A 22,006-nucleotide genomic window follows, 5' to 3' on the forward strand; every position below is an offset into this window, starting at 1 on the left:
GACTTCTTTCTTGGTTAAGAAAAATGCGCAGGCATGGCCCTGCGCGGGGACAACTCCGGCCGCATCGTGGCCAGATTCTTCAAGCGTTCGGAGACCTCGTGGCGAGTGGGCGCAGAGGCCTGCAAGGCGGCCAGCGCATCGAATTCCGTTCTGTGTTTTCCACCCTCGCGCGCCAGCGCCGCGGCGCGGGAGAAGCTCCGCATGGCCGCGGCGTGCTTGCCCCCGGCTCCCAGCAGGTAGCGGGCCTTCTTCAGGTGGAGTTCGGCGCTGTACAGCGCTTCGTCGAGTTGCGCCACCAGCTGCAGGCATTCGTCGATCCGCTCGATCGCCTCGGCCCATCGCTGATGGTCAGCCAGGGTCTCGGCGGCGAAGGCCCGGTAGTAGGTCTGGCAGTAGCGGCAGCCCATGCCCCACAGGGCCTGCACGGTGCCGTCGGCCTGGGCGATGTCCTCCAGGGTTCCGGTCGACCAGCAGCGGATGATGTCCGCATAACCCTGGAACGCCGGCAGGCCGTAGCGCGCGGTGATGTCGAGCAGCTCGGTCGTGCTCGCCAGCGCCGCCGCCTTGTCGCCGCGGGCCTGGTGGCCCAGGCTCTGGTACAGCAGAGCCATGCTCAACGAAGGGACGTGGGACAGCTCCCTGGCCCACTGCACCGCATGGTCGGCATCGGCGCGCGCGGCCTCGTCGTGGCCGGAAAACCAGCGGACCAGGGAGCGCCCCGTAGTCGCCCACACACGCGTATCGAAACCGAAGTCGGCCGCATGGTGCGCATGCGCCTCGGGCCTGTAGCGCTCGATGGCATCCGTCAACGCCCGCTCCGCCATCGCGAAGCGGCCGTCCGAATAGTGTGCGAGACCGAGGTAGGTTTGCGCGGCGACGAACACTCCCTGGTCCTGCTGGTGCCTGGCGAAGTCCAGCAGCCTGTGGCTCAGCCGCCGGACTTCGCCGCGATTGCTCGCGACATGGTGGAAAGTGATCAGGGTCCACAGGTGCTGCACCTGCTTCTCCTTGGCCACCGTGTCGCTCAGCAGTTCCTGCGACAGCGCAATGCGATCCACCACCTGGGCGTGGGCCCAGCCGTGCTTGTTCATCATGGCCTGCGTGACATAGCTGTTCACGTCCAGCCGGGCTTCGCGCCGGGCGATGCCGTCCAGATGGCCGACCCAACCGTCGATGCGCCCCGCATAGGCGATGGTTTCGTCGTTGAGCGAACGATGCTGGGTAAGGCGCAGTTGCCGTACCGCATGCATGACCGCCTGCGCGTGGTCGCCGGCGTCCGCCCAATGCTGCGCAACGCTGCCCGGCTCGTTGGCGACGCGTTGGGGATAAGCACGCACCAGGGTCTGCGCCACCGTCAGGTGCTGCTGCCGGCGCTGCGCGACGAGCATGCATTCATAGGCGGTGTCGCGGATCAGCGCATGCCGGAAGAGAAAGGCGCCGGACGGCTCGGCGGGCATCACGAGCCCTGCGTCGCTCAATGCGTCCAGCTCCTCGTTCACCGTCTCGCGGCTCTTTCCCGAGCAGGCGCACAGCAGTTCCGCATCGAACTGCCGACCGATGGTGGCGGCCAGCTGCAGCAGGCTCTTGGCGGGCCCCAGGCGATCGAAGCGGCTGACCAGCGAGTCGCGCAGCGTGACGGGAATGGCGGCCGGCTGCGCCGTGTCCTTGAAGACCCAGGCACCGTCGAGCTCGACCAGGTAGGTATCGAGCAGCATGCGCGCCATCTCCTGCACGAAGAGCGGCACGCCATCGGTGCGGGAGACGATATTCCGGATCACCGCCGCGTCGACGGTTCGTGGCGCGAGCACCTGGCGGGCCAGTTGATCGGCCTGCAGGTCGTCGAGCCTCCGCACGTCGATGCATCCGGCCTCCAGCCCTTCCGGCTTGACCCATTCCGGCCGCGCCGTCAGCACGAGCAGGATGCGCCGGTCCGCGAGCTGCGCGACCAGCCCTTCGAGAAATTCGATGCTCGTCGGATCGGCCCAATGCACGTCCTCGATCACCAGCAGAAGCGGCGCCGAAGCGGCCATGTGCAACAGCCACTGCCCGATCGATTGCAGCAACAGCGCCTTCTGCATCGCCGGCGAGACTTGACTCGCCCGACAAGGCCCGAGCGGAAGCGACAGCCACGAACAGAAGATCGGGAGCACCGCCTGTGCATCGCAGCCGGCGGCCTGCAGGATCTCGTGCAGCCGATCGCGGCGCCTGTCCGGTGAGGCGCCCGGCGCCGCTTCGAGCTGCTGTTGCAACACTGCAAGAAAAGGGGTCAGCGCGTTGTTCTGGTGTTCGGGTTGACACAGGGCGCCGACGGATGCCAGGCCCTCCTGCGCCACATGCTCGCGCAGCACCTCGACGAGACAGGATTTGCCGATGCCCGGTTCGCCGCGGACCCACACCGCACGGCCCCGACCCTGGGCGGCGTGCACCCATTCGGCCTCCAGCAGATCCCGCTCGCGGTCACGCCCGACGCACATCCGGCCCAAGACACCCGGGGCAGATGCAAGGGACGACGCAGATGACTGGTGCGCATCGAGACGATAGGTCTGAATCCCGGCGGATTGCCCCGGCAGGCTCACGCTGCCGGCAGCCTCGAACTTGGCGTGACGCGACAAAAGGCGATAGCTGCTTTCGCTGGCCAGCAGCGTTCCCAGGTCGGCCACGCCTTCGAGGCGCATCGCAATGCTCACGGCGTGGCCCGATGGAATCTCCCCGCCTGCGACGACCGCCATGCCGGTGTGCATGCCCATGCGAATGCCCAGGTGTGCACCGCGCGTCTCCCTGAGGACTTCCGATCGGGTGTGCCCCAGGGTGGTCAACTCGAGCGCCGTCATGCCCGCCTGCCGCGCATCGGTGTCGCTGGCGTGGGGATAGCCGAACAGGACGATCATTCGATCTCCCAGGATGCCCGCCAGCAGGCCTCCGCGCCGCGTGGCCGCTTCTGAAAACCGGCCAAGCTCTTCGCGCTGCAGCAGTTCCAGGTTCTCGATGTCCGGCGGCAGCGCTTCGCCCTCGCTCTCGTTGCCTTCGTCCGCGTCGGGCCATACCGCGACGCTGCAGCACAGCACCGTCAGTTGCCGCTTCTCGGAAAAGCCTCTCGCCGTGGCCACGGTGCGCGTCAGCGGATCCCCTCTTTGCTGCTGCGCCGACTTGAGGACACCCACGAGGTCATCGAGCCTGAGATCCTCGAGTTCGGCGAGCAACGCAGCAGCCGAACCGCAGCGCTCGTCGACCCTCTTCTTCAGCGCATGCCGCAACAGGGCTGCGACGGGGTGCACGGCAATCTCCGCCGGAAGCGGCACTTCCGAAGGACTCAGCTGCTGGTGAAAAATCTCGGCGGCCGAATTTCCGCGGATCGCAGGCACGCCCATCAGGCATTCGAGGAATATCAGCCCCCACGCGTAGAGATCGGACTTGACGCTCGGCAGCTCGCCGCGAAGCTGCTCCGGCGCGCTGTACGCTGGCGTGCCGAGGCATTCCTCGGCCATCGTGAGCGCTGAAAACTGGATGTCTCGGTGCAGCGAGACCACGGTGCTGATGCCGAAGTCCAGCACCTTCGCATGCGGTACGGCGCCGGTGAACGTGACCATCACGTTGTCGGGCTTCAGGTCGCGATGCACGATGCCGGCCCTGTGCGCGCAATCCAGCGCGTCGAGCACCTCCGCCATGAGATGGCGGGTCTCGGTTGCAGTCAGCGAGCCTCTGTGTCGAATGAGGCTGCCGAGCGTTTCTCCAGGCACGTATTCGAAAACGCCATAGACGCAGCCGCCCTGTTCGCCCTTGTCGAGCAGCTGGACGATGTGCGGGTGATGCAGCGCTGCGCAGAGCTTCGTCTCGCGATGGAAGCGGGCCACGCGCTGCTTGCCGTCCTGCAGCTTCACGACCTTGACTGCGACGATGGTTCCGGTATGTCGCTGCACGGCGCGATAGACGGTGCCGTAGCCGCCCGCGCCCAACTCCTCCAGCAGGTCGTAGCCAGGAATGCGCAACGGATTCGATGGAGCAACCTGCTGCGTCGCATCGGTGCGGCCAACGACGGCATCCTGCATATCAGCCCTCCTCTGGTTGATCGGCCAACGCAATTCGGCGTGCGTTGCAACAACGATTCGCTATGCAGCCAAATCGATCGGAACACGATTTGTTACTGTAGCTGACAGAGGAATTTTTTCCGTCAAGAAATCTTTAAAAGGAAGCCGATCTGCAAGGGCTATGGCGGTCTTTCTGGTACGTTCGCCCGTCGCTGTAGGCTGAAAGAACTCGCGCTTTCGATCACCGAGTTCAAGCGAACCATTCAATGCCTTTCAGGAGCGCTTATCGCCGCGTTTTCACTGCGTACTTTTCGGCACGGCACACGCCGGTGTTTGGTTGGCTTGCTTGAGGTAGGCGATCAGGTCCGCCCGATCGGAAGGATCGGGCACTCCGTCGTAGGTCATCGCGGTGCCGGGCACCAGGGCCAACGGATTGGCGAGGAACCTGTCGAGCGTCTTGTCGTTCCAGACGATCTTCGACTTCTTCATGGCCTGCGAATAGCTGAAGCCGGGCACGCTGCCGGCCAGCCGGCCGAACACCCCGCAGTGCTTCGGTCCGACGCGGTCCACCGCCAGCGCGTGGCACGCAAGGCAACGCGCATAGACCTGCTCGCCGCGCACCGCGTCGGCCAAAGCCCACGCGTGTGCGCTGGCGGCCAGGGTACCGGCCGCCATGAGCCATCGGACAAAGCTCACGACATGAAGGCCGAAGGAACGGGGGCCTCGCCGAGCGCCTGGCGCAGCACGGCCCAGTGCATGGCCTCGTCGCCGAGGATGCTCGCCGCCGCCTTCGACAGATCGCGGTTGCCGAACAGAGGCACGGCTCCGAGGTACGCGCTCACGGCGCCCTGCTCGAGCCTGGCGGCGAACCGCAGAACGTCCGCCTGCGACTTGAGCTGTTCCAGCGGAAAGCCGTAGCTGGTCTTGGCCGACACGGCCTTGCCTCCGAGCTTGGAGACCGTCTTGGCAAGCAGCTCGGCATGCTCCTTGTGGTGGCCCTGGAAGCTCAGGGCCAGATCGAGCACGGGCTTCTCGAGCAGCTTGCTCTCGGCGCCGGCCTGGTAGGCCGCGATGGCTTCGAATTCCGCGGCCAGCGCGGTGTTGAGGATTTGCACGTCATTGCCGGTCGCGCCGCCGGTCTTGGCCGCCAGTGCGTCCTGGCCCGCCAGCAGCGCGACCGCGGCACCGGACAGGACCCGCCCCGAGCGGCCGAGGAACAGGCGCCGCGCAGCGGCGGGAGAAGCCATTTGAAAGAAAGACATGGTTATTTTCCTCGTGGGTGAATGTCATGGGCGGGGTGATTCCCGCTCGTCGACCAAGTTCGCCAATACGCCCGCCACGATGCGATCGCAGCGTGCGCCGTCGAATGAGAAGGCGTCGCCCACCGCCACATCCATGTCGCGGGACAGGCTTTCGCGCAGCAGGCTGCGGGCGCGAAAGAAGCGGATGCGCACGGTAGCCTCGGGCAATGCGAGCGCAGCGGCCGTTTCCGCGACACTCATCTCCTCGACCGCCCGCAGCATGAAAACGGTCCGGTAGGCATCGGGCAGCCGATCGATGCGGCGCTCCATCAGCCGGCGAAGTTCTTCCCGCATGGCGAGGCGCTCCGGTTGTCGGTCGGGATCGTCGGCCGTTGTCGATTCGGGTGACTCTTCATCGACATCGGGCGCGACGCCAGTGTCCAGAGGAATCACCTGCGCACTCCGGCGGCGCAGCCGCCCGAGGGCTTCGTTGATCACGATGCGAACCAGCCAGGTCGAAAGCTGCGCATCGTCCCGAAAACCATCGATCGCACGCCAGGCGCGCAGATAGCTTTCCTGCAACGCGTCCTCGGTCTCTTCATCGCTCTTGAGAATGCTGCGCGCGGTACGGAAAAGCAGCTGGTTGTGGCGCCGCATGATGCGCTCGAAGGCGAGCGTGTCGCCTTGCGCGGCGCGCTCCGCAAGCTCGCGGTCGGACGCTTGTTCCGAAAGCAAGGACGCGGCAAGTGTGAAGGGGGTGGTCTGCTGGGGCATGTGACTTCTCTTTCCCATTGGATGGAGCAGCCCCATGCCGCGTTTCAACTATTTTTCCGCGGCGGGCTGGAACCTTCGCCCGCCGCGCCTTCCACCCGGCCCGGATCAGCTCCGTTCGCCGTCGATCGGCAGAGCCGCCGCCTGGACGTTGTTGCGGCCGGACCTCTTGGCCTGGTAGAGCATCTCGTCGGCCTGCTTGACCAGCGCGGCGGCGGTTGCGGCCCCGCCCTGGTAGAACGCGAGGCCGATGCTCGCGGTGACGTTGATCGTCCGCTGCTCGATGGCGAACGGCATGTGCATGCTCATGATGAGCTTGGCGGCCGCGGAGACCGCAATATCGGCGTTGGGCAGGCCTTCCATGATCACCGTGAATTCGTCGCCGCCGAGCCGCGCGCGGACATCGCTGGAGCGCAGGCCCTGCGTCAACCTGGTCGAGAACCCCCGCAGCAGTTCGTCTCCCGCCTGGTGCCCGAAGCGGTCGTTGATTTGCTTGAAGCCGTCGATGTCCAGGTACATCAGCGCCATCAGCGCATTGGCGCTCCGGCTGCGATCCATCGCCTCCCCCAGTCGCAGCTCGAAACCCGCGCGATTGGCAAGACCGGTCAGCGGGTCGATCTGCGCCAGGTTCACCAACCGCTTCTCCTCGAGCTTCTGGCGCGTGATGTCGGTGATCACGGCGTGGAAGCCGATGATGGTTTCGGCATTTGCCGCGGGCTGCGGAATGTACTGGGCCTCGTAGCAGTTGTAGCTGTCGCTCTGGTTGTCCTCGCTCTGGAAGGTGACGACTTCGCCGGCCAATGCGGCGCGTATGTGCGGCTTCAAGGTCTGGTAGGCAGGTTCGCCCAGGAGCTCTTGTACGGTATGCCCCTCGATCTGGTCCCGCGAGAGCCCGAACTCGCGCTCGTAGGCCAGGTTGTTGAACCGATAGCGCTCGTCCGCATCGATGTAGGCCACGCTCATCGGCAGCGCGTCGGCCACCGTGCGCAGGCGGGCCTCGCTTTCCTGCAGGGCCTCCTCCGCCTCGTGGTGCGCCGTGATGTCGTTGTCCAGCGTATAGAGGCCGATCACCCCGCCCTGTTCGTCCCGTTCCGGCACCAGCGTGGCCTGGACATCGCGGTGCCCGCCGGGCGTCACCAGCCTGCGCTCGTAGGTGACCTGGCGCCCGGCCAGGGCCGCGCGCAGGTACGGTTCCATCTGCGCCCACGCCTCGTCGCCGTAGAACTCTTGCAGGCTCCGGCCGAGCAACTGTTCGGATTCGACACCGAACCAGTCCTGGTAGGCCTTGTTGACGAACCGGAAGCGCAGATCCTTGTCGAGATAGGAGATCAGCGCCGGCAGATGGTCCGTCACCATGCGCAAGCGATGCTCGCTCTCGCGCAGTGCCCGCTCCGCGCCCTTGGCCTCGGAGATGTCGCGCATCAGGCCCGAGAAATACTCGACCTTGCCCTGCTTGTCTCGGTGCGCAATCACCATGTGGCTGACCGGAAACTCGCGGCGCTCGAGATCCCACACCAGCGATTCGCCCACCCAGACGCCGGTGGCGACCGCGGTCGGCACCGCCTCCGACCTGAATCTCTCCAGTGTCTGCGGCGGATTCAAGTCGGAGACCTTCAGCGTTTCGATCGGAGCATCGAGGGCGATGCCCGTACGGCGGCGCGCGGCCGGGTTCATGTAGATGAGCCGCCCCGCCGCATCGTTCTGGATGACGTAGTCGGTCGTCAGGTCGAAGACGGCCGTGAGCGTGCGAAAGGCCTGTTCGGACCGGGTGCGCTCGGTGATGTCGGTCACCGTTCCGACATGGCCGAGGATTCGGCCTTCGGCGAGCACGGGCCGGCTTCTCAATGCCACCAGCACCTGGGTCCCGTCCTTGCGGTGGAGCCGGCGCGTGGCGTTGAACGGCGCGGGCGAGTTGACGAGACGGATCCATTCCTGGCGAACCTTCTCCCGGATTTCGTCGCGCACGAGGGTGAGCCAGCCCTCCGCGGCGTCCTTGCGCTCGAGCCCGTGAATCGCCAGGTATTCGTCGTTCACGTAGGTCGCGCGGCCGTCGTTGTCGCAGCGGAACAATCCCACGGGCGACGCATCGGTGACCGCCGCCATCTCGAGCCGCTGCTCGCGCAGATCGGCCATCAAGGCGCCGAACTCACGCGCCAGGTCGCCGCGCTCGTCGTTGGCGACGACGTCGAGCCTGACCTGGCTGTCGGGCGAATGGCGCAGGGTACGGATCGTGTTGCTCAGTGCCTCCAGCGGCCGCATGGCCCAGGCGGTTCCCAGCCAGACCAGGAGCGCGCAGCCCAAGCCCAGCCAGAGCAGCTGCAGCAGCAGGTTGCGCCTCGCCTGCTCCAGCGGCGCGTACGCGATGTGGGCCGGCACGATGAGACGGAGTTCCCAGTCGGCCGTGCGCACAGGGGCGCGCGTCGCCAGGTCGTTCTCGGTGCCGCCGTTGAACGTGGCGGCAGTGGCATCGGCGGGCTTGAGCAGCAATTTCGCATCGGGGTGCATCACGACCTGCGGGGACTGCCCCCGTGTGACGACCACGTAATAGCCGCCCCGCCCCGGGGTGGCGCGACTCAGATCGCCGAGCACGTTGGCGCGCTGCAGGTTCAGCGCCGCACCCAGCACGCCGACCAGCCGGCCATCCGGTCCCTCGACCGGAACGGCCATGACCACGGCGGGCTGACCCGTGCCCTTGGTCAGCAAGGGGGCCGAGATGGCGGGCTGTCCCTCGTCGCGCACGCGGCGGAAGTAGTCGCGGTCGGCCACATTCGGCGGCCGGCTCGCGGGCGGAGTGATGGCGATGATGGCGCCGTCCAGCTTCGCCAGCGCCGCGTTGTCGAACATCGCGCGCAGGTCCTCGTCCGCAAGGAAGCGCTGTTGCGCCTGCGGATCTTCGAAGCCGCGCACGCCGAGTTCCCGGGCGGCACGCGCCAGGGCGGCCAGATGAACACCGAGCTTGTAGTCGAGATCCGCCGCGGCGCTCTCGGTCAGCGCCTGCTGCTGCTCGCGCATCAGGTCGACGTACTCGCTGGAAAGACTTCGGTACTGCCACCAGCCGGTTGCCCCCACCAGCGCGAGCACGAGCGAGGTGATCAGCAGCGCTGTCTTCGTTCTCAGCTTGAGCCGCACGTGGTGTCTTTCGCTAGTAGGTCGGTTGTACAGTGGTTCCCGGCTGCACTTTTCGATGATAGCAACGGCTTCGATTGCAGCAGCCAACCTGTACCGGGTACCGGTCGGCGGCGCGCGCGAGCAGCTACGACTTGAACTCTTCCGCCGTGATGCCGAGCTTGCGCAGCTTGTCGTGCAGCGTCTGCCGCGCGATCGCCAGCGCGGTGGCGGTGGCCGGCTGGTCACCCTGGTGCTTGCGCAGCGCCTCGACGATCACGGCCCGCTCGAAAGATTCGACCTGCTGCGGCAACCCCCGCGGCAACGCGGGCGTGCCTTCGGCGTTGCCGCGCACCTGCGTCAGGCGCTCGCCCAGCAGGCCGAGCACGAAGCGGTCGGCCACATTGCGCAGCTCGCGCACGTTGCCGGGCCAGGCGTAGGCCATCAGGTCGGCCACCTGCGCGCCGCTCAGGATCGGCGCGACGCGCTCATAGCGCGCAGCCGCGAGCAGCGTGAAGTGCTCGAACAGCAGCGGGATGTCCTCGCGCCGCTCGCGCAGCGGCGGCAGCTCGATGAAGGCAACGCCGAGGCGGTAGTACAGGTCGGCCCTGAACTTGTGCTGGTCGCTCATCTCCTTGAGGTCGTCCTTGCTCGCGGCCACCACGCGGCAGTCGAAGGGAATGGCCTTGTTGGAGCCGATGCGCTCGATGCTGCGCTCCTGCAGCGCGCGCAGCAGCTTGATTTGCACCGCCATCGGCATGCTCTCGATCTCGTCGAGAAAGAGCGTGCCGCCGTTGGCGTACTCGAACTTGCCCACGCGCACGCGGTTGGCGCTGGTGAAGGCACCGGCTTCGTGGCCGAAGAGTTCGCTTTCGGCCAGCGCCTCGGGCAGCCCGCCGCAGTTGAGCGGCACGAAATGCTGGCGCCGGCGTTCGCTGTGTTCGTGCAGGCAGCGCGCGACCAGCTCCTTGCCGGTGCCGGTCTCGCCATAGACCAGCACATCGGCCGAAGTTTCAGCCAAGGTCATCACGGTGCGCCGCACCTGCTGCATCTGCGCCGAGTGACCGATCAGCACCGCCTGGATGCCATGCCAGTTCTCCAGCGCATCGCGCAGCGCGCGCACCTGCAGCGACAGCTGCCGGCGCTCGACGGCGTGGCGCACGATTGCGACCAGCCGCTCGGAGCTGAAAGGCTTCTCTATGAAGTCGTAGGCCCCCTCTCGCATGGCCTGCACCGCCATGGCGATGTGGCCGTGGCCGGTGATCAGGATGACGGGCAGCTCGGCGTCGGCGTTGCGCAGTTCGAGCAGCCATTCGGTGCCGCTCAGGCCGGGCAGGCGCACGTCGCTGATCACGATGGCCGGCATGCCGAAGCTGATGTGGGCGCGCGCGCGTTCGGCGCTCGCGAAGGCTTCGACCTCGAATCCGGCCAGGGTCAGCACCTGGGCCGTGCTGATGCGGACGTCTTCGTCGTCCTCGACCAGCATCACCCGGATGGCAGGGGCTTCGCTCACTTGTTGATCACTCCTGTGGGGGTGGGAATAAGAATGGCCTCGACGGCGGCCGGCAGGTCGACGACAAAACAGGCACCGCCGTCGGGCAGGTTGGCGGCACGCAGCGTGCCGTCCATGGCCCGCGCCAATTGTGCCGAGATCGCGAGCCCGAGACCGAGGCCCGTGCCCGCCGGCTTGCTGCTGACAAAGGGCTCGAACAGGCGCGGCAGGATATGGGGCGGAATGCCCGGCCCGGTGTCGCTCACGCGCAGGATCACCCGCCCCTCCTGCGGCCGCGCCTCGAGCCGCAGCGTACGGTGCGGCGACGGCGAGTCCTGCATGGCGTCGATGGCGTTGCGCACCAGGTTGACGAGCACGCTGCCCAGCGCAGCCTCCTCGGCCATGACGCTCAGGGTGGCGGGCTGCACGTCGACCTCGATGGCGACGCCGTTCTTCTTCGTGGCCTCGGCGACGATGACCTGCGCGTCGGCCACGGCCCGTGCCACCGGCACCGCCGCGAGCGGCAGTTCGCTCTTGTGCGCGAAGGTCTTGAGCTGCGAGGTCAGGCGCGCCAGCCGGTCGACCATGCCGCGGATGCGCTGCAGGTTGCCGCGCACGTCGTCCAGGCGGTTCTTGTCGAGCAGGATGGCGGCGCTCTCCGAGAGCGTGCGCATCGCGGTGAGCGGCTGGTTGAGTTCGTGCACCACGCCGGCCGACATCTGGCCCAGCGCCGCCATCTTGCCGGCGTGCACCAGTTCGCCCTGGGCGGCGTGCAGCTGCGCGGTGCGGGCCACCACGGTCGATTCGAGGGTGTCGTGCGCCAGCTGCAGCGCGGCCTGGTTGGCCAGCTTCTGCCGCACGGCGCGGCGGCGCTGCCACAGCGTGACGGCCATCAGCAACAGCACCGCCATCGCGAGGCTCGCCGTGATGGCCGCGTTGCGCGCGTCCACGCGCAGCGGCGCCAGGTCGTCGAGCACCACCAGCTGCCAAGGCGCGCCGCGCAGCTTGCGCGTGGAGGCGAGCTGGTCCACGCCGTCGAGCGCGATGACCTGCACGTCGCGCGCCAGCACCTCCTTCTGCGCCCACTGCAACGGCCGCAGGCCGGCCTCGCCGTAGGGCCGCGAGCGTTGCACCTCGGCACGCTGCAGGCCGTCGAGCGGCAGCATCGGCCGGAACTTGAGGTCTTCGCGGGTGGCCAGGATCACCACGCCGCGCTGGTCGATCAGCACCACGTCGCCCGGCAGCTTGCGCCAGGCGCGCTCGGCCTCCTCGAGGTTGACCTTGACAGCCACCACGCCGCGCGTGGGCTGGTCGCGGCGCAGCGCGTACGAGAGGTAGTAGCCCGGCTTGCGGCTGGTGATGCCCACGCCGTAGAAGCGGCCCCGGCCGCTCCCCAGTGCGTCGATCACGTAGGGCCGGAACGACAGGTCCTGGCCGACAGTGGTGCCGGGCCGGTCCCAGTCGGAGGCCGCCAGCGAGGTGCCGGCGGCGTCCAGCACGTAGAGCATCTCGGCGCCTGCCGTGGCGTTGACGCCGTCGAGATAGCGGTTGACCGCATCGCGCAGCGGCATGTCCGAGGGCGTGCCGAGCAGCGCAGGCACGATGGGCGTCATTTCCAGCAGTGCGGGCAGGTATTCGAAGCGGGCCAGGTCGGCATCGAGCCCGGTCGCAAGCATGTCGAGCCGGTGGTCGGCCGCGTCGCGCAGCCGCGCCAAGCCGTTCTGCATGGCCAGGTGATGGCCGGCAAAGGCGGCCATGGCCACCAGCGCCAATGCGCCGAGCCAGCGCGGCAGGCCGCGCCAGCGTTTGGGGGTGCGAGAAGGTAAATCGAAGTGCGCTACCGGCTGCCGTGAAGTCATGAACCCGTTATTGCACAAGGCCCCGAAGGCCGCATCAGTGGCAGCCCGATGGCGCGCATCCTGCAACATTTCTTCGAAGCTCGGCATTCGCTCAGGCATAGCGCAGTTCGCCGGTCTTGCCCCGGAAGACCCGGTAGGAGAACACTGTGTAGCCCACGATGGCCGGCACCGAAATACAGACGCCGACCAGAATGACCTTGAGCGCCGGCGCGCTGCTCGCGGCCTGCCAGATCGTCAGCTGGCCGATCACCACATAGGGGTAGATGCTGTAGGCCAGCCCGAGAAAGCCGAGCACGAACACCATGATCAGCAGAACGAACGGCAGCCAGCACACCGGCCCACGCACCATGCGCGTGTTCAAGAGGCCCCGCACCGCAAGCAGCGCCACGCCGGTCATGAGCGGAATGGCGGCCAGCGCCAGGATTTCGGGCAGCGCGAACCAGCGCGCGCGCACCTCGGGGCTGATCCAGGGCGTGGCCATCGAGATCAGCACCATGCCGCCGACCATCGGCGCCCAGGCGGTGCGCGCCCACTGCACGGCACGCTCCTGCAACTCGCCTTCGGTCTTCATGATGAGCCAGGCCGCCCCCATCAGCACGTAGGCCATGGGCAGCGCCACCGCGATGGCGGCCGCGAAAACCGGGTAGTTCCAGCCGGTGCCGAAGCCGCTGATGTAGCGGCCCAGCATCCAGCCCTGCGCCACCGAGGCCAACGTGGAGCCCGCGAAGAAGAGCCGGTCCCAGGTGCGCTTGTGACTATCGCGCGCCTTCACGCGGAAGTCGAAGGCCACGCCGCGCAGCGTGAGGCCGACGAGCATCAGCGCTACCGGCAGGTAGAGCTCGCCCAGCACCAAGCCGTGCGCCTTCGGAAAGGCGATCAGCAGGACGCCCACGCCCAGCACCAGCCAGGTTTCGTTGGCGTCCCAGAACGGGCCGATGGAGGCGACCATCACGTCTTTCTCGGCATCGGTGGCGCGGTGCATGAGCATGCCCACGCCGAGGTCGTAGCCGTCGCTGACCACATAGATCAGCATCGACACGCCCATCAGCACCATGAAGATCACCGGCAGCGCGGCGTCGAAGCTCATCGTTGGATTCATCAGGCAACCTCCGCGCTGCGCGCTGCGGTGCCATTCGACTTGGGAGCGGCCCGGCGTCTCATGCTCGGCCTCCCTCGGCGATCGGCGAAGTGATCGCGCCCGGCGGCGTGGCGGCGCGCTCGGCGGATTCGGTGGCCAGCACCTCGTCGGGCTTCTCGGCCATGTACTTCAGCACCGTCACGTACGCCACGATGAGCGCGAGGTACAGCGCGACGTAGAGCGCCAGCGTGAGACCGATCATCGCGGAAGGCACCTTCGACACCACGTCGGCCGTGCGCACCAGCCCGTAGACGATGAAAGGCTGGCGGCCGATCTCGGTCACATACCAGCCCGCCACCGTGGCCACCCAGCCCGAGAAGGTCATGCCCGCGAACAGCCACAGCAGCGCGCGCGGCAGCAGCGCCGGCTGCCACTTCGCGCGGCGGTACAGCCACCATCCGAACCAGCTCGTGGCGAGCATCAGCATGCCCATGCCGACCATGACACGGAACGCGAAGAACATCGGCAGCGGCGGCGGGTGCGCGCCGGGAAAGTCGTTGAGCCCGCGGATCTCGCCGTCGGCCTTGTGCGTGAGGATCAGGCTCGCGGCGTTCGGCACCGCGATCTCGAAGCGGTTGCCGCGCGCGTCGGCATCGGGAATGGCGAACAGCAGCAGCGGCACGCCGCGCCCGGTCTCCCACACGCCTTCCATCGCCGCGATCTTGGCGGGCTGGTGCTCGAGCGTGTTGAGGCCGTGCATGTCGCCCACCACGATCTGCACCGGAATCAGCACCGCCGCCAGCGTTAGCCCCACGCGCATCACGCGCGCCGCGCTGCGCTGCCCCACGCCGCGCAGCACCTGCCAGGCCGACAGCCCGATCAGGAGGAACGCGCAGGTCAGCGCCGAGGCCAGCAACATGTGGGTGAAGCGGTAAGGAAACGACGGATTGAAGATGACGGCCAGCCAGCTTGCGACATGGAATTCGCCGTTCACGATCTCGTGGCCAGCGGGCGTCTGCATCCACGAGTTGAGCGCCAATATCCAGAACGCCGAGAGCGTGGTGCCGAAGGCCACCATGAAGGTCGACATCAGGTGCACGCGCTCGCTGACCTTGCCGTGCCCGAACAGCATCACGCCGAGAAAGCCCGCCTCCAGGAAGAACGCGGTGAGCACCTCGTAGCCCAGCAACGGCCCCGCCACATTGCCCACGCGCTCCATGAAGCCCGGCCAGTTGGTGCCGAACTGGAAGCTCATGGTGATACCGCTCACCACGCCCAGCGCGAAGGTCAGCGCGAACACCTTGGTCCAGAAGCGGTAGGCATCGAGCCAGCCCTGCGCCTGCATCGCCTCGCCGCCGCCGCGCGTGCGCAGCCAGCGCCAGCGGAAGAACAGCAGCAACCAGCCCAGCGCGATGCTGATGGTGGGAAACAGGATGTGAAAGGTGATGTTGGCCGCGAACTGCATGCGGGCGAGAATCAGGGCGTCCATCGGGTTCCTTTGGCGCCGGCGGCGGTGTGGCCGCCACCGGCGAGGGTCATCGCTTCGCCGTGCCGCCCTGCTTCAGGGCTTCGGACATGCCGATCAGCACGCCGCTCACGAGCGTGGCGTAGCTGTCGAGCATTGCCTGCGAGGCGCGCAGGCTCAGCGCGCGGCCGTCGCGCAGGGTCTTGTGCGTGTCTTCCATGAGCTGCTCGAGCGCCACCGTGGCGCGCGCGCCGGTGTCGGTCTTCTTGCCCTGCATCGCCTGGAAGACGCCGCTCCACGGACCGTCCATCGGTGCCGCCTTGCGCACGCTGGCGAACAGCGTGTCTTCCATCTTCTCGATGTCGGCCAGTGCCTTCTTGAGCTGCGTCTCGCGCAGGCTCACGCCCTGGTCGACCAGCTGCTGCAGCGCGCGCTGGTTGGCCAGCACCGCCTGCTCCAGCGCACCGTCCATGCCCGAAAAGGCCTTCCCCAGCAGCGCCTCCACGTCAGGCGCGGGAAGCTTGCTGCCAGCCGCGCCGGCCGAGGCCGCCTTGGTGACCGTGCCCAGCACCTGCTTGATGTTGGCGAGCGTGAGCTCGCGGCCCTGCAGCGCCTTGAGCGTGGCCTCGTGCACGGCCTTGCGGATGGTCTCGCCCTGCTTGGCCGAGGCGTCGGTGAACTTGTTGATCAGCGCGGCCTGATCGATGCCGTTTTTGAGGATCATGGTCGTGCGTTCATTGCATGTGCTGGCCGCCGTTGATGGCGATGTTGGCGCCAGTCACGAAGGCCGCCTCCTCCGAGGCGAGATAGATGATCAGGCCCGCGACTTCTTCGGGTTTGCCCAGGCGGCCCACGGGAATGTGCGGCAGGATCTTGCTGTCGAGCACTTCCTTCGGAATGGCCGTGACCATCTTGGTGCCGATGTAGCCGGGCGAGATGGTGTTCACCGTCACGCCCTTCTTCGCCACTTCGAGCGCCAGCGCCTTCGTGAAGCCGTGCACGCCGGCCTTGGCGGCCGAGTAGTTGGTCTGGCCGAACGCACCCTTGGAGCCGTTCACCGACGACACGTTGATGATGCGGCCCCAGCCCCGTTCGACCATGCCGTCGGCCACCTGCTTGCTCATGTTGAACAGGCTGTCGAGGTTGGTGCGCAGCACGGCGTTCCAGTTGATCTGGTCCATCTTCTTGAAGGTCATGTCGCGCGTGATGCCGGCGTTGTTGACCAGCACGTCGACCGGGCCCAGCGCCTCCTGCACCTGGCTTACCGCCTGCGCGCAGGAGTCGTAGTCGGCCACGTCGCAGGGCACGGCCAGGATCTGGTAGCCGCGCGACGCCATCTGCGCCACCCACTCGGCGTGCGACTTGTTGCCGGGCGAATAGGTCACCGCGAGCTTGTAGCCCGCATCGACCATCTTGGTGGAGATCGTCTCGCCCAGGCCGCCCATGCCGCCTGTGACCAGGACCACGTGTTGCTGCTTGCTTTCGCTCATCTGCTTTCTCCTTGGTGCGTTGTGTGACAAAGAAATCCGGTCAGGCGCGTTCGACCGCGAGCGCCACGCCCATGCCGCCGCCGATGCACAGCGACGCGAGGCCCTTGTTGGCGCCGCGGCGGCGCATCTCGTGCAGCAGCGTCACCAGCACGCGGCAGCCCGAGGCGCCGATGGGGTGGCCGATGGCAATGGCGCCGCCGTTCACGTTGATGCGGCTCGTGTCCCATTCCATCTGCTGGTTGACCGCGCAGGCCTGCGCCGCGAAGGCTTCGTTGATCTCCATCAGGTCGAGGTCCTGCGCCTTCCAGCCGGCCTTCTTGAGCGCGAGCTGCGAGGCCGGCACCGGGCCCATGCCCATGAGCGAGGGGTCGAGGCCCGCGCTCGCATAGGCACGGATCACGGCCAGCGGCTGGAGGCCGAGTGCGGCTGCGCGCGAAGCCGACATCACCAGCACCGCGGCCGCGCCATCGTTGAGGCCCGAGGCGTTGCCGGCCGTCACCGAGCCGGCCTTGTCGAACGCGGGGCGCAGGCCCGCGAGCGCGTCGGCGTTGGTCTTGCGGTTCACGAACTCGTCGGCCGAGAAGACGACGGGGTCGCCCTTCTTCTGCGCGATGCTGAACGGAAGGATCTCGTCGTCGAAGCGACCGGCATCCTGCGCGGCGGCGGCCTTCTGCTGCGAGGCCAGCGCGAGCGCGTCCTGCATTTCGCGCGTGATGCCGTACTTCTTGGCCACGTTCTCGGCCGTGGTGCCCATGTGGTATTGGTTGAAGACGTCCCACAGGCCGTCCGTGATCATGGTGTCGACCAATTTCCAGTCGCCCATGCGCTGGCCGTTGCGCGAATTGGGCAGCACATGCGGCGCAGCGCTCATGTTCTCCTGGCCGCCGGCCACCACGATCTCGGCATCGCCGCACTTCACGGCCTGCGCCGCCAGCATCACGGCCTTCAGGCCCGAACCGCAGACCTTGTTGATGGTGAGGCCCGGCACGCCGATCGGCAGGCCCGCCTTGATGACCGTCTGCCGCGCGGGGTTCTGCCCCGCGCCGGCCGCGAGCACCTGGCCCATGATCACCTCGGACACCGCATCGCCCGGTACACCGGCCTTGGCGAGCAGGCCCTTCACCACATGCGCGCCCAGGTCGGGCGCCGCCGTGCCGGCGAGCGCGCCGCCGAACTTGCCGACCGCCGTGCGTTGCGCGGCCACGATCACGATATCGTCTGACATGAGAGTCTCCTTGAGGTTGATGCGAGGGAAAGAAGGAATGGCAGCGGCCCGGACTCAGGCCGCCTTGGCTTTGACATAGCGCCCGGGGGCGGGCTCGATGACGGAAAACTCGGCGCTGCCCAGCACGCGGCGCGCGGCGACCTTCGCGCCGGCATGCGTGGCGAGCCACTCGCTCCACGCGGGCCACCAGCTGCCGTCGATGCTCTGAGCGCCGTCGAGCCAGGCACCCGCATCGGCCGCGAGGTCGCCGACCCAGTGGTTGCGCTTTTTCTTCGCAGGCGGATTGATCACACCCGCGATGTGACCGCTGGCGCCGAGCACGAAGCGCGTCTCGCCGCCGAGCAGCTGCGTACCCGCATAGGCTGTCTTCCACGGCACGATGTGGTCGTCGCGCGAGGCGTAGACGAAAGCCGGCGCATCGATGCGCGACAGATCCACCGGCACGCCGCACTGCACCGTGCCTCCGGGCTCGCGCAGCTTGTTCTCGAGGTAGGTGTTGCGCAGGTACCAGCAGTACATCGGCCCCGGCAGGTTGGTGTCGTCACCATTCCAGAACAAAAGGTCGAAGGCTGCGGGCGCCTTGCCCTTGAGATAGCCGTTGACCACGTAGGGCCAGATCAGGTCGTTGGCGCGCAGCGCGGCGAACACGGTCGCAAGCTCGCGGCCTTTCATGAGCCCGCCGCGGCCGATGCCGGCCTCGCGCGTGGCGACCATGTTCTCGTCGACCATCAGGCCCAGTTCGCCGGTGTCGGAGAAGTCGAGCATCGCGGTCAGCAGCGTGACGCTGGCGGCAGGCTTCTCGCCGCGCGCGGCGGCTACCGCCAGCGCGCTGCCGAGCAGCGTGCCGCCGATACAGAAGCCCAGCGTGTTGACCTTGTCGAAGCGGGCGATGCTGCGTGCAACATCGAGCGCCTGCAACACGCCGTTCTCCACGTAATCGTCCCAGCCCAGGTGACCCTGTTCTTCGGACACATTGCGCCACGACACCAGGAACACCGTGTGTCCCTCTGCCACCGCATACGCCACCAGCGAGTTCGCGGGCTGCAGGTCGAGGATGTAGAACTTGTTGATGCAGGGCGGCACGATCAACAGCGGCCGCATGTGCACCTTGGCCGTGGACGGCGTGTACTGCACGAGCTGCATCAGCTCGTTCTCGAACACCACGCTGCCCGGGCTGGTCGCGACGTCGCGGCCGACCTCGAAGGCCTCGTCGTCCGACATCGAGATGCGGCCCTTGGCCACGTCCGCGAGAAAGAGCCGCGCGCCTTCGAGCAGGCTGCCGCCGCCCGAGTCGAGCGCAGCTTGCATCGCTTCGGGGTTGGTCGCGAAGCTGTTGGCCGGGTTCATCGCGTCGATCACCTGGCGCAATGCGAAGTCGATCTGCGCTTTGCCCCGCGCATCGACCGGCGCCGCCTCCAGCGCATTGCGCATCAGCGCGCCGAACTGCGCGTGGCTTTGCGACAGCCCTTGCTGCCAGGCCTGTAACCAGGAGGCCGCGTCGAAGGGGGATGAAGGTGTGGTCATGGCCTGGCTGCTCAGTGCAGCTTGACGTGGGGTTCGGTGCGCCGCGTGATGAGGCGGGCGAGCGTGTCGAGCGAGACCTTGACGATGCCGTGCAGCGCCAGCTCGTGCATCTTGTAGAGCGACACGTACATGAGCCGCGCGAAGCGGCCTTCGATCATCAGGCTGCCGCCCACCGGGCCGCCCATCATGTTGCCGACGGTGCTGAATTCTCCGAGCGACACCAGCGAGCCGAAGTCGCGGTAGCGGTATGGCTTGAGCGCCTGTCCGCCGAGGCGCCGGCGGATCTGCGCCGCGACGTGCGAGGCCTGCTGGTGCGCCGCCTGCGCGCGCGGCGGCACCAGCCCGCCCTTCCCCTCGTTGGCCTCGGGCCAGTCGCAGGCCGCGCAGTCCCCGATGGCGAAGATGTCCGCATCGCGCGTGGTCTGCAGCGTGGGCAGCACCGCGAGCTGGTTGCTGCGGTTGGTCTCCAGGCCCGCAATGTCCTTCATGAAATCGGCGGCCTTCACGCCCGCCGCCCACACGACCAGCTCGGCCGGCAGCACGCGGCCGTCAGCCAGGCGCACCCCTTCGGGCAGCACCTCGGCCACCTTGGCCGAGGTGTGCACATCGACACCGAGCTTGCGCAACAACGCCTCGGTGGCGGCCGACATGCGCACCGGCAGCGCAGGCAGCACGCGGTCGGCGGCTTCGATCACGCTGACCTGGATGTCTTTCTCGGCATCCACGCGGTCCAGCCCGTACGCCACCACTTCGCGCGTGGTGCGGTGCAGCTCGGCCGCCAGCTCCACACCGGTGGCGCCCGCACCGATGATCGCCACATGCAGCTGCTCGGGGCGCAGCGGCGTGGTTTGCGCATGCGCGCGGATGCAGGCGTTGACCATGCGCTGGTGAAAGCGCTGGGCATCGGCCTTCGATTCGAGCCGCAGCGCATGCTCGCGCACGCCGGGCGTGCCGAAGTCGTTGCTGAGGCTGCCGATGGCGACCACCAGCGTGTCGTAACCGAAACTGCGCGCGGGGGTCACCAGGCGGCCTTCATCGTCCAGGTAGGGCGCGACCCGCACCTCGCGCCGCTCGCGGTCGATGCCGGTCAGCTCGCCGAGCCGGAAGCGGAACCTGTGCCAATGCGCCTGGGCGAGGTAGTCGACCTCGTGCGCGCTCATGTCCATGCTGCCCGAGGCGATCTCGTGCAGCTTGGGCTTCCACACGTGGGTGCGGTGCTTGTCGACGAGCGTGATGTCCGCCACGCCGCGCTTGCCCAGCGAATCGCCCAGGCGCGTGGCCAGCTCCAGCCCGCCCGCCCCGCCACCGACGATCACGATGCGGTGCTTCGAATCAGGGGTGCTCATGGTGCGGCGTGTGGCTGAGGAAGGTCGGCGGCTCAGCGCGCCGGGCTGGCCGGCATGTGTGCCTCGGTCGCGTCGAGTACGCGCTCGGGCTCGTCGGACTCGATGGCGGTTTCCTGGTTCAGGATGCGGTTCATCCGCACCGTATCCAGGTCGTCGGTCCACTTGGCAACGACAACCGTCGCGACGCCGTTGCCGATCAGATTGGTCAGCGCGCGGGCTTCCGACATGAAGCGGTCGATGCCCAGGATGAGCGCCAATCCGGCCACCGGCACATGGCCCACGGCCGAGAGCGTCGCCGCCAGCACGATGAAGCCGCTGCCCGTGACACCGGCCGCGCCCTTCGAGGTGAGCAGCAGCACCGCCAGCAGCGTGAATTGCTGGGTGAGCGTCATGTCGGTGTTGGTCGCCTGCGCGATGAACACGGCCGCCATCGTCAGGTAGATCGAGGTGCCGTCGAGATTGAACGAATAGCCCGTGGGCACCACCAGGCCGACCACCGACTTCTTGGCGCCCAGGTTTTCCAGCTTGGCCATCATGCGCGGCAGCACCGATTCGCTGGAGGACGTGCCCAGCACGATCAGCAGCTCTTCCTTGATGTACTTGATGAACTTCCAGATGCTGAAGCCGTGGAAGCGCGCGATTCCCCCCAGCACCACGAAGATGAACAGCAGGCAGGTCAGGTAGAAGGTGGCCATCAGCTGGCCGAGCTGCAGCAGCGAGCTCACGCCATACTTGCCGATGGTGAAAGCCATGGCGCCGAAGGCACCGATGGGCGCGACCTTCATGATGTAGCCCACGATCACGAAGAGCACGTGCGAGCCCTTCTCGATCACATCGAACACCAGCGTGCCGCGGCCGCCGAACTTGTGCAGCGCAAAGCCGAACATCACGGCAATCAGCAGCACCTGCAGGATCTCGCCCTTGGCGAAGGCATCGACCACCGTGCTCGGGATCACGTTGAGCAGGAAGTCGGTGGTGCTCTGCATCTTGCCGGGGCCGGTGTAGGCCGCCACGCTCTTGGCGTCGAGCTGGCTCACGTCCACGTTCATGCCGGCGCCGGGCCGCACGATGTTGATGATGACGAGGCCCACCACCAGCGCGATCGAGCTCACGATCTCGAAGTACAGGAGCGCCAGGCCGCCGGTCTTCCCGACCTTCTTCATGTCTTCCATGCCGGCGATGCCCACCACCACCGTGCAGAAGATGATCGGCGCGATGATCATCTTGATGAGCTTGATGAAACCATCGCCCAGCGGCTTCATCGACGCGCCGGTGTCGGGCCAGAAGTGCCCCAGCAGCACTCCGAGCACGATGGCGGTAATGACCTGGAAATAGAGGGATTTGTAGAACGCCTTGGGGGCTACGGATGGTTGGTCCACGGGGGT

At 67.3% G+C, this 22,006-nt stretch carries 15 protein-coding genes; all 15 read right to left on the reverse strand.

Annotated features, from left to right (window positions below):
• Positions 1–14: 14 nt before the first annotated feature.
• Positions 15–4,046: a TOMM system kinase/cyclase fusion protein gene (locus QFZ42_RS11925; RefSeq protein ID WP_307701152.1), complete on the reverse strand. Its 4,032-nt coding sequence runs from the start codon at positions 4,044–4,046 to the stop codon at positions 15–17.
• Between the two features lie 276 nt (positions 4,047–4,322).
• The gene (locus QFZ42_RS11930) at positions 4,323–4,700 is read right to left on the reverse strand and encodes a c-type cytochrome (protein ID WP_307704221.1); all 378 of its coding nucleotides are present in this window, start codon (positions 4,698–4,700) and stop codon (positions 4,323–4,325) included.
• Positions 4,701–4,717: 17 nt separating this feature from the next.
• Positions 4,718–5,287, reverse strand: a complete 570-nt coding sequence (locus tag QFZ42_RS11935; RefSeq protein WP_307701153.1) for a ferritin-like domain-containing protein — start codon at positions 5,285–5,287, stop codon at positions 4,718–4,720.
• A gap of 24 nt (positions 5,288–5,311) precedes the next feature.
• Positions 5,312–6,040, reverse strand: a complete 729-nt coding sequence (locus QFZ42_RS11940) for an RNA polymerase sigma factor (RefSeq protein ID WP_307701154.1) — start codon at positions 6,038–6,040, stop codon at positions 5,312–5,314.
• A gap of 105 nt (positions 6,041–6,145) precedes the next feature.
• Positions 6,146–9,166: a PAS domain-containing protein gene (locus QFZ42_RS11945; RefSeq protein WP_307701155.1), complete on the reverse strand. Its 3,021-nt coding sequence runs from the start codon at positions 9,164–9,166 to the stop codon at positions 6,146–6,148.
• 124 nt (positions 9,167–9,290) lie between these two features.
• Entirely contained in the window at positions 9,291–10,655 is a 1,365-nt protein-coding gene (locus QFZ42_RS11950; protein WP_307701156.1) for a sigma-54-dependent transcriptional regulator, read from the reverse strand.
• On the reverse strand, positions 10,652–12,493 hold the full coding sequence (locus tag QFZ42_RS11955) for a sensor histidine kinase (RefSeq protein ID WP_307701157.1): 1,842 nt from the start codon (positions 12,491–12,493) through the stop codon (positions 10,652–10,654). Before QFZ42_RS11955 ends, QFZ42_RS11950 begins: the two co-directional genes overlap by 4 nt.
• 91 nt (positions 12,494–12,584) lie before the next feature.
• On the reverse strand, positions 12,585–13,592 hold the full coding sequence (locus QFZ42_RS11960; RefSeq protein ID WP_307701158.1) for a cytochrome d ubiquinol oxidase subunit II: 1,008 nt from the start codon (positions 13,590–13,592) through the stop codon (positions 12,585–12,587).
• Positions 13,593–13,650: 58 nt separating this feature from the next.
• Complete coding sequence (locus tag QFZ42_RS11965; protein WP_307701159.1) at positions 13,651–15,060, reverse strand: cytochrome ubiquinol oxidase subunit I; 1,410 nt, start codon at positions 15,058–15,060, stop codon at positions 13,651–13,653.
• Positions 15,061–15,106: 46 nt separating this feature from the next.
• Complete coding sequence (locus QFZ42_RS11970) at positions 15,107–15,760, reverse strand: DUF6781 family protein (protein WP_307701160.1); 654 nt, start codon at positions 15,758–15,760, stop codon at positions 15,107–15,109.
• A gap of 10 nt (positions 15,761–15,770) precedes the next feature.
• Positions 15,771–16,526 (reverse strand): acetoacetyl-CoA reductase, encoded by a 756-nt coding sequence (gene phbB, locus QFZ42_RS11975; RefSeq protein ID WP_307701161.1) that lies wholly within the window; start codon positions 16,524–16,526, stop codon positions 15,771–15,773.
• Positions 16,527–16,566: 40 nt separating this feature from the next.
• The gene (locus QFZ42_RS11980) at positions 16,567–17,751 is read right to left on the reverse strand and encodes an acetyl-CoA C-acetyltransferase (RefSeq protein WP_307701162.1); all 1,185 of its coding nucleotides are present in this window, start codon (positions 17,749–17,751) and stop codon (positions 16,567–16,569) included.
• A gap of 54 nt (positions 17,752–17,805) precedes the next feature.
• Positions 17,806–19,275 carry a PHA/PHB synthase family protein gene (locus QFZ42_RS11985; protein ID WP_307701163.1) on the reverse strand — a complete coding sequence of 490 codons (1,470 nt, stop codon included), beginning with the start codon at positions 19,273–19,275 and terminating at the stop codon, positions 17,806–17,808.
• A gap of 11 nt (positions 19,276–19,286) precedes the next feature.
• On the reverse strand, positions 19,287–20,621 hold the full coding sequence (locus QFZ42_RS11990; protein ID WP_307701164.1) for an NAD(P)/FAD-dependent oxidoreductase: 1,335 nt from the start codon (positions 20,619–20,621) through the stop codon (positions 19,287–19,289).
• Between the two features lie 32 nt (positions 20,622–20,653).
• On the reverse strand, positions 20,654–22,000 hold the full coding sequence (locus QFZ42_RS11995) for a dicarboxylate/amino acid:cation symporter (RefSeq protein WP_307701165.1): 1,347 nt from the start codon (positions 21,998–22,000) through the stop codon (positions 20,654–20,656).
• Between the last annotated feature and the right edge of the window lie 6 nt (positions 22,001–22,006).

This window comes from Variovorax paradoxus (genome assembly GCF_030815855.1).
GTDB classification, from domain to species: Bacteria; Pseudomonadota; Gammaproteobacteria; order Burkholderiales; family Burkholderiaceae_C; genus Variovorax; species Variovorax paradoxus_M.

Coding starts and splice junctions, on each gene's coding strand:
- QFZ42_RS11985 (WP_307701163.1), bottom strand. CDS start 19,275: ATGACCACACCTTCATCCCCCTTCGACGCGGCCTCCTGGTTACAGGCC.
- QFZ42_RS11965 (WP_307701159.1), bottom strand. CDS start 15,060: ATGGACGCCCTGATTCTCGCCCGCATGCAGTTCGCGGCCAACATCACC.
- QFZ42_RS11990 (WP_307701164.1), bottom strand. CDS start 20,621: ATGAGCACCCCTGATTCGAAGCACCGCATCGTGATCGTCGGTGGCGGG.
- QFZ42_RS11930 (WP_307704221.1), bottom strand. CDS start 4,700: ATGGCGGCCGGTACCCTGGCCGCCAGCGCACACGCGTGGGCTTTGGCC.
- QFZ42_RS11960 (WP_307701158.1), bottom strand. CDS start 13,592: ATGAATCCAACGATGAGCTTCGACGCCGCGCTGCCGGTGATCTTCATG.
- phbB (WP_307701161.1), bottom strand. CDS start 16,526: ATGAGCGAAAGCAAGCAGCAACACGTGGTCCTGGTCACAGGCGGCATG.
- QFZ42_RS11955 (WP_307701157.1), bottom strand. CDS start 12,493: ATGACTTCACGGCAGCCGGTAGCGCACTTCGATTTACCTTCTCGCACC.
- QFZ42_RS11980 (WP_307701162.1), bottom strand. CDS start 17,751: ATGTCAGACGATATCGTGATCGTGGCCGCGCAACGCACGGCGGTCGGC.
- QFZ42_RS11935 (WP_307701153.1), bottom strand. CDS start 5,287: ATGTCTTTCTTTCAAATGGCTTCTCCCGCCGCTGCGCGGCGCCTGTTC.
- QFZ42_RS11970 (WP_307701160.1), bottom strand. CDS start 15,760: ATGATCCTCAAAAACGGCATCGATCAGGCCGCGCTGATCAACAAGTTC.
- QFZ42_RS11925 (WP_307701152.1), bottom strand. CDS start 4,046: ATGCAGGATGCCGTCGTTGGCCGCACCGATGCGACGCAGCAGGTTGCT.
- QFZ42_RS11940 (WP_307701154.1), bottom strand. CDS start 6,040: ATGCCCCAGCAGACCACCCCCTTCACACTTGCCGCGTCCTTGCTTTCG.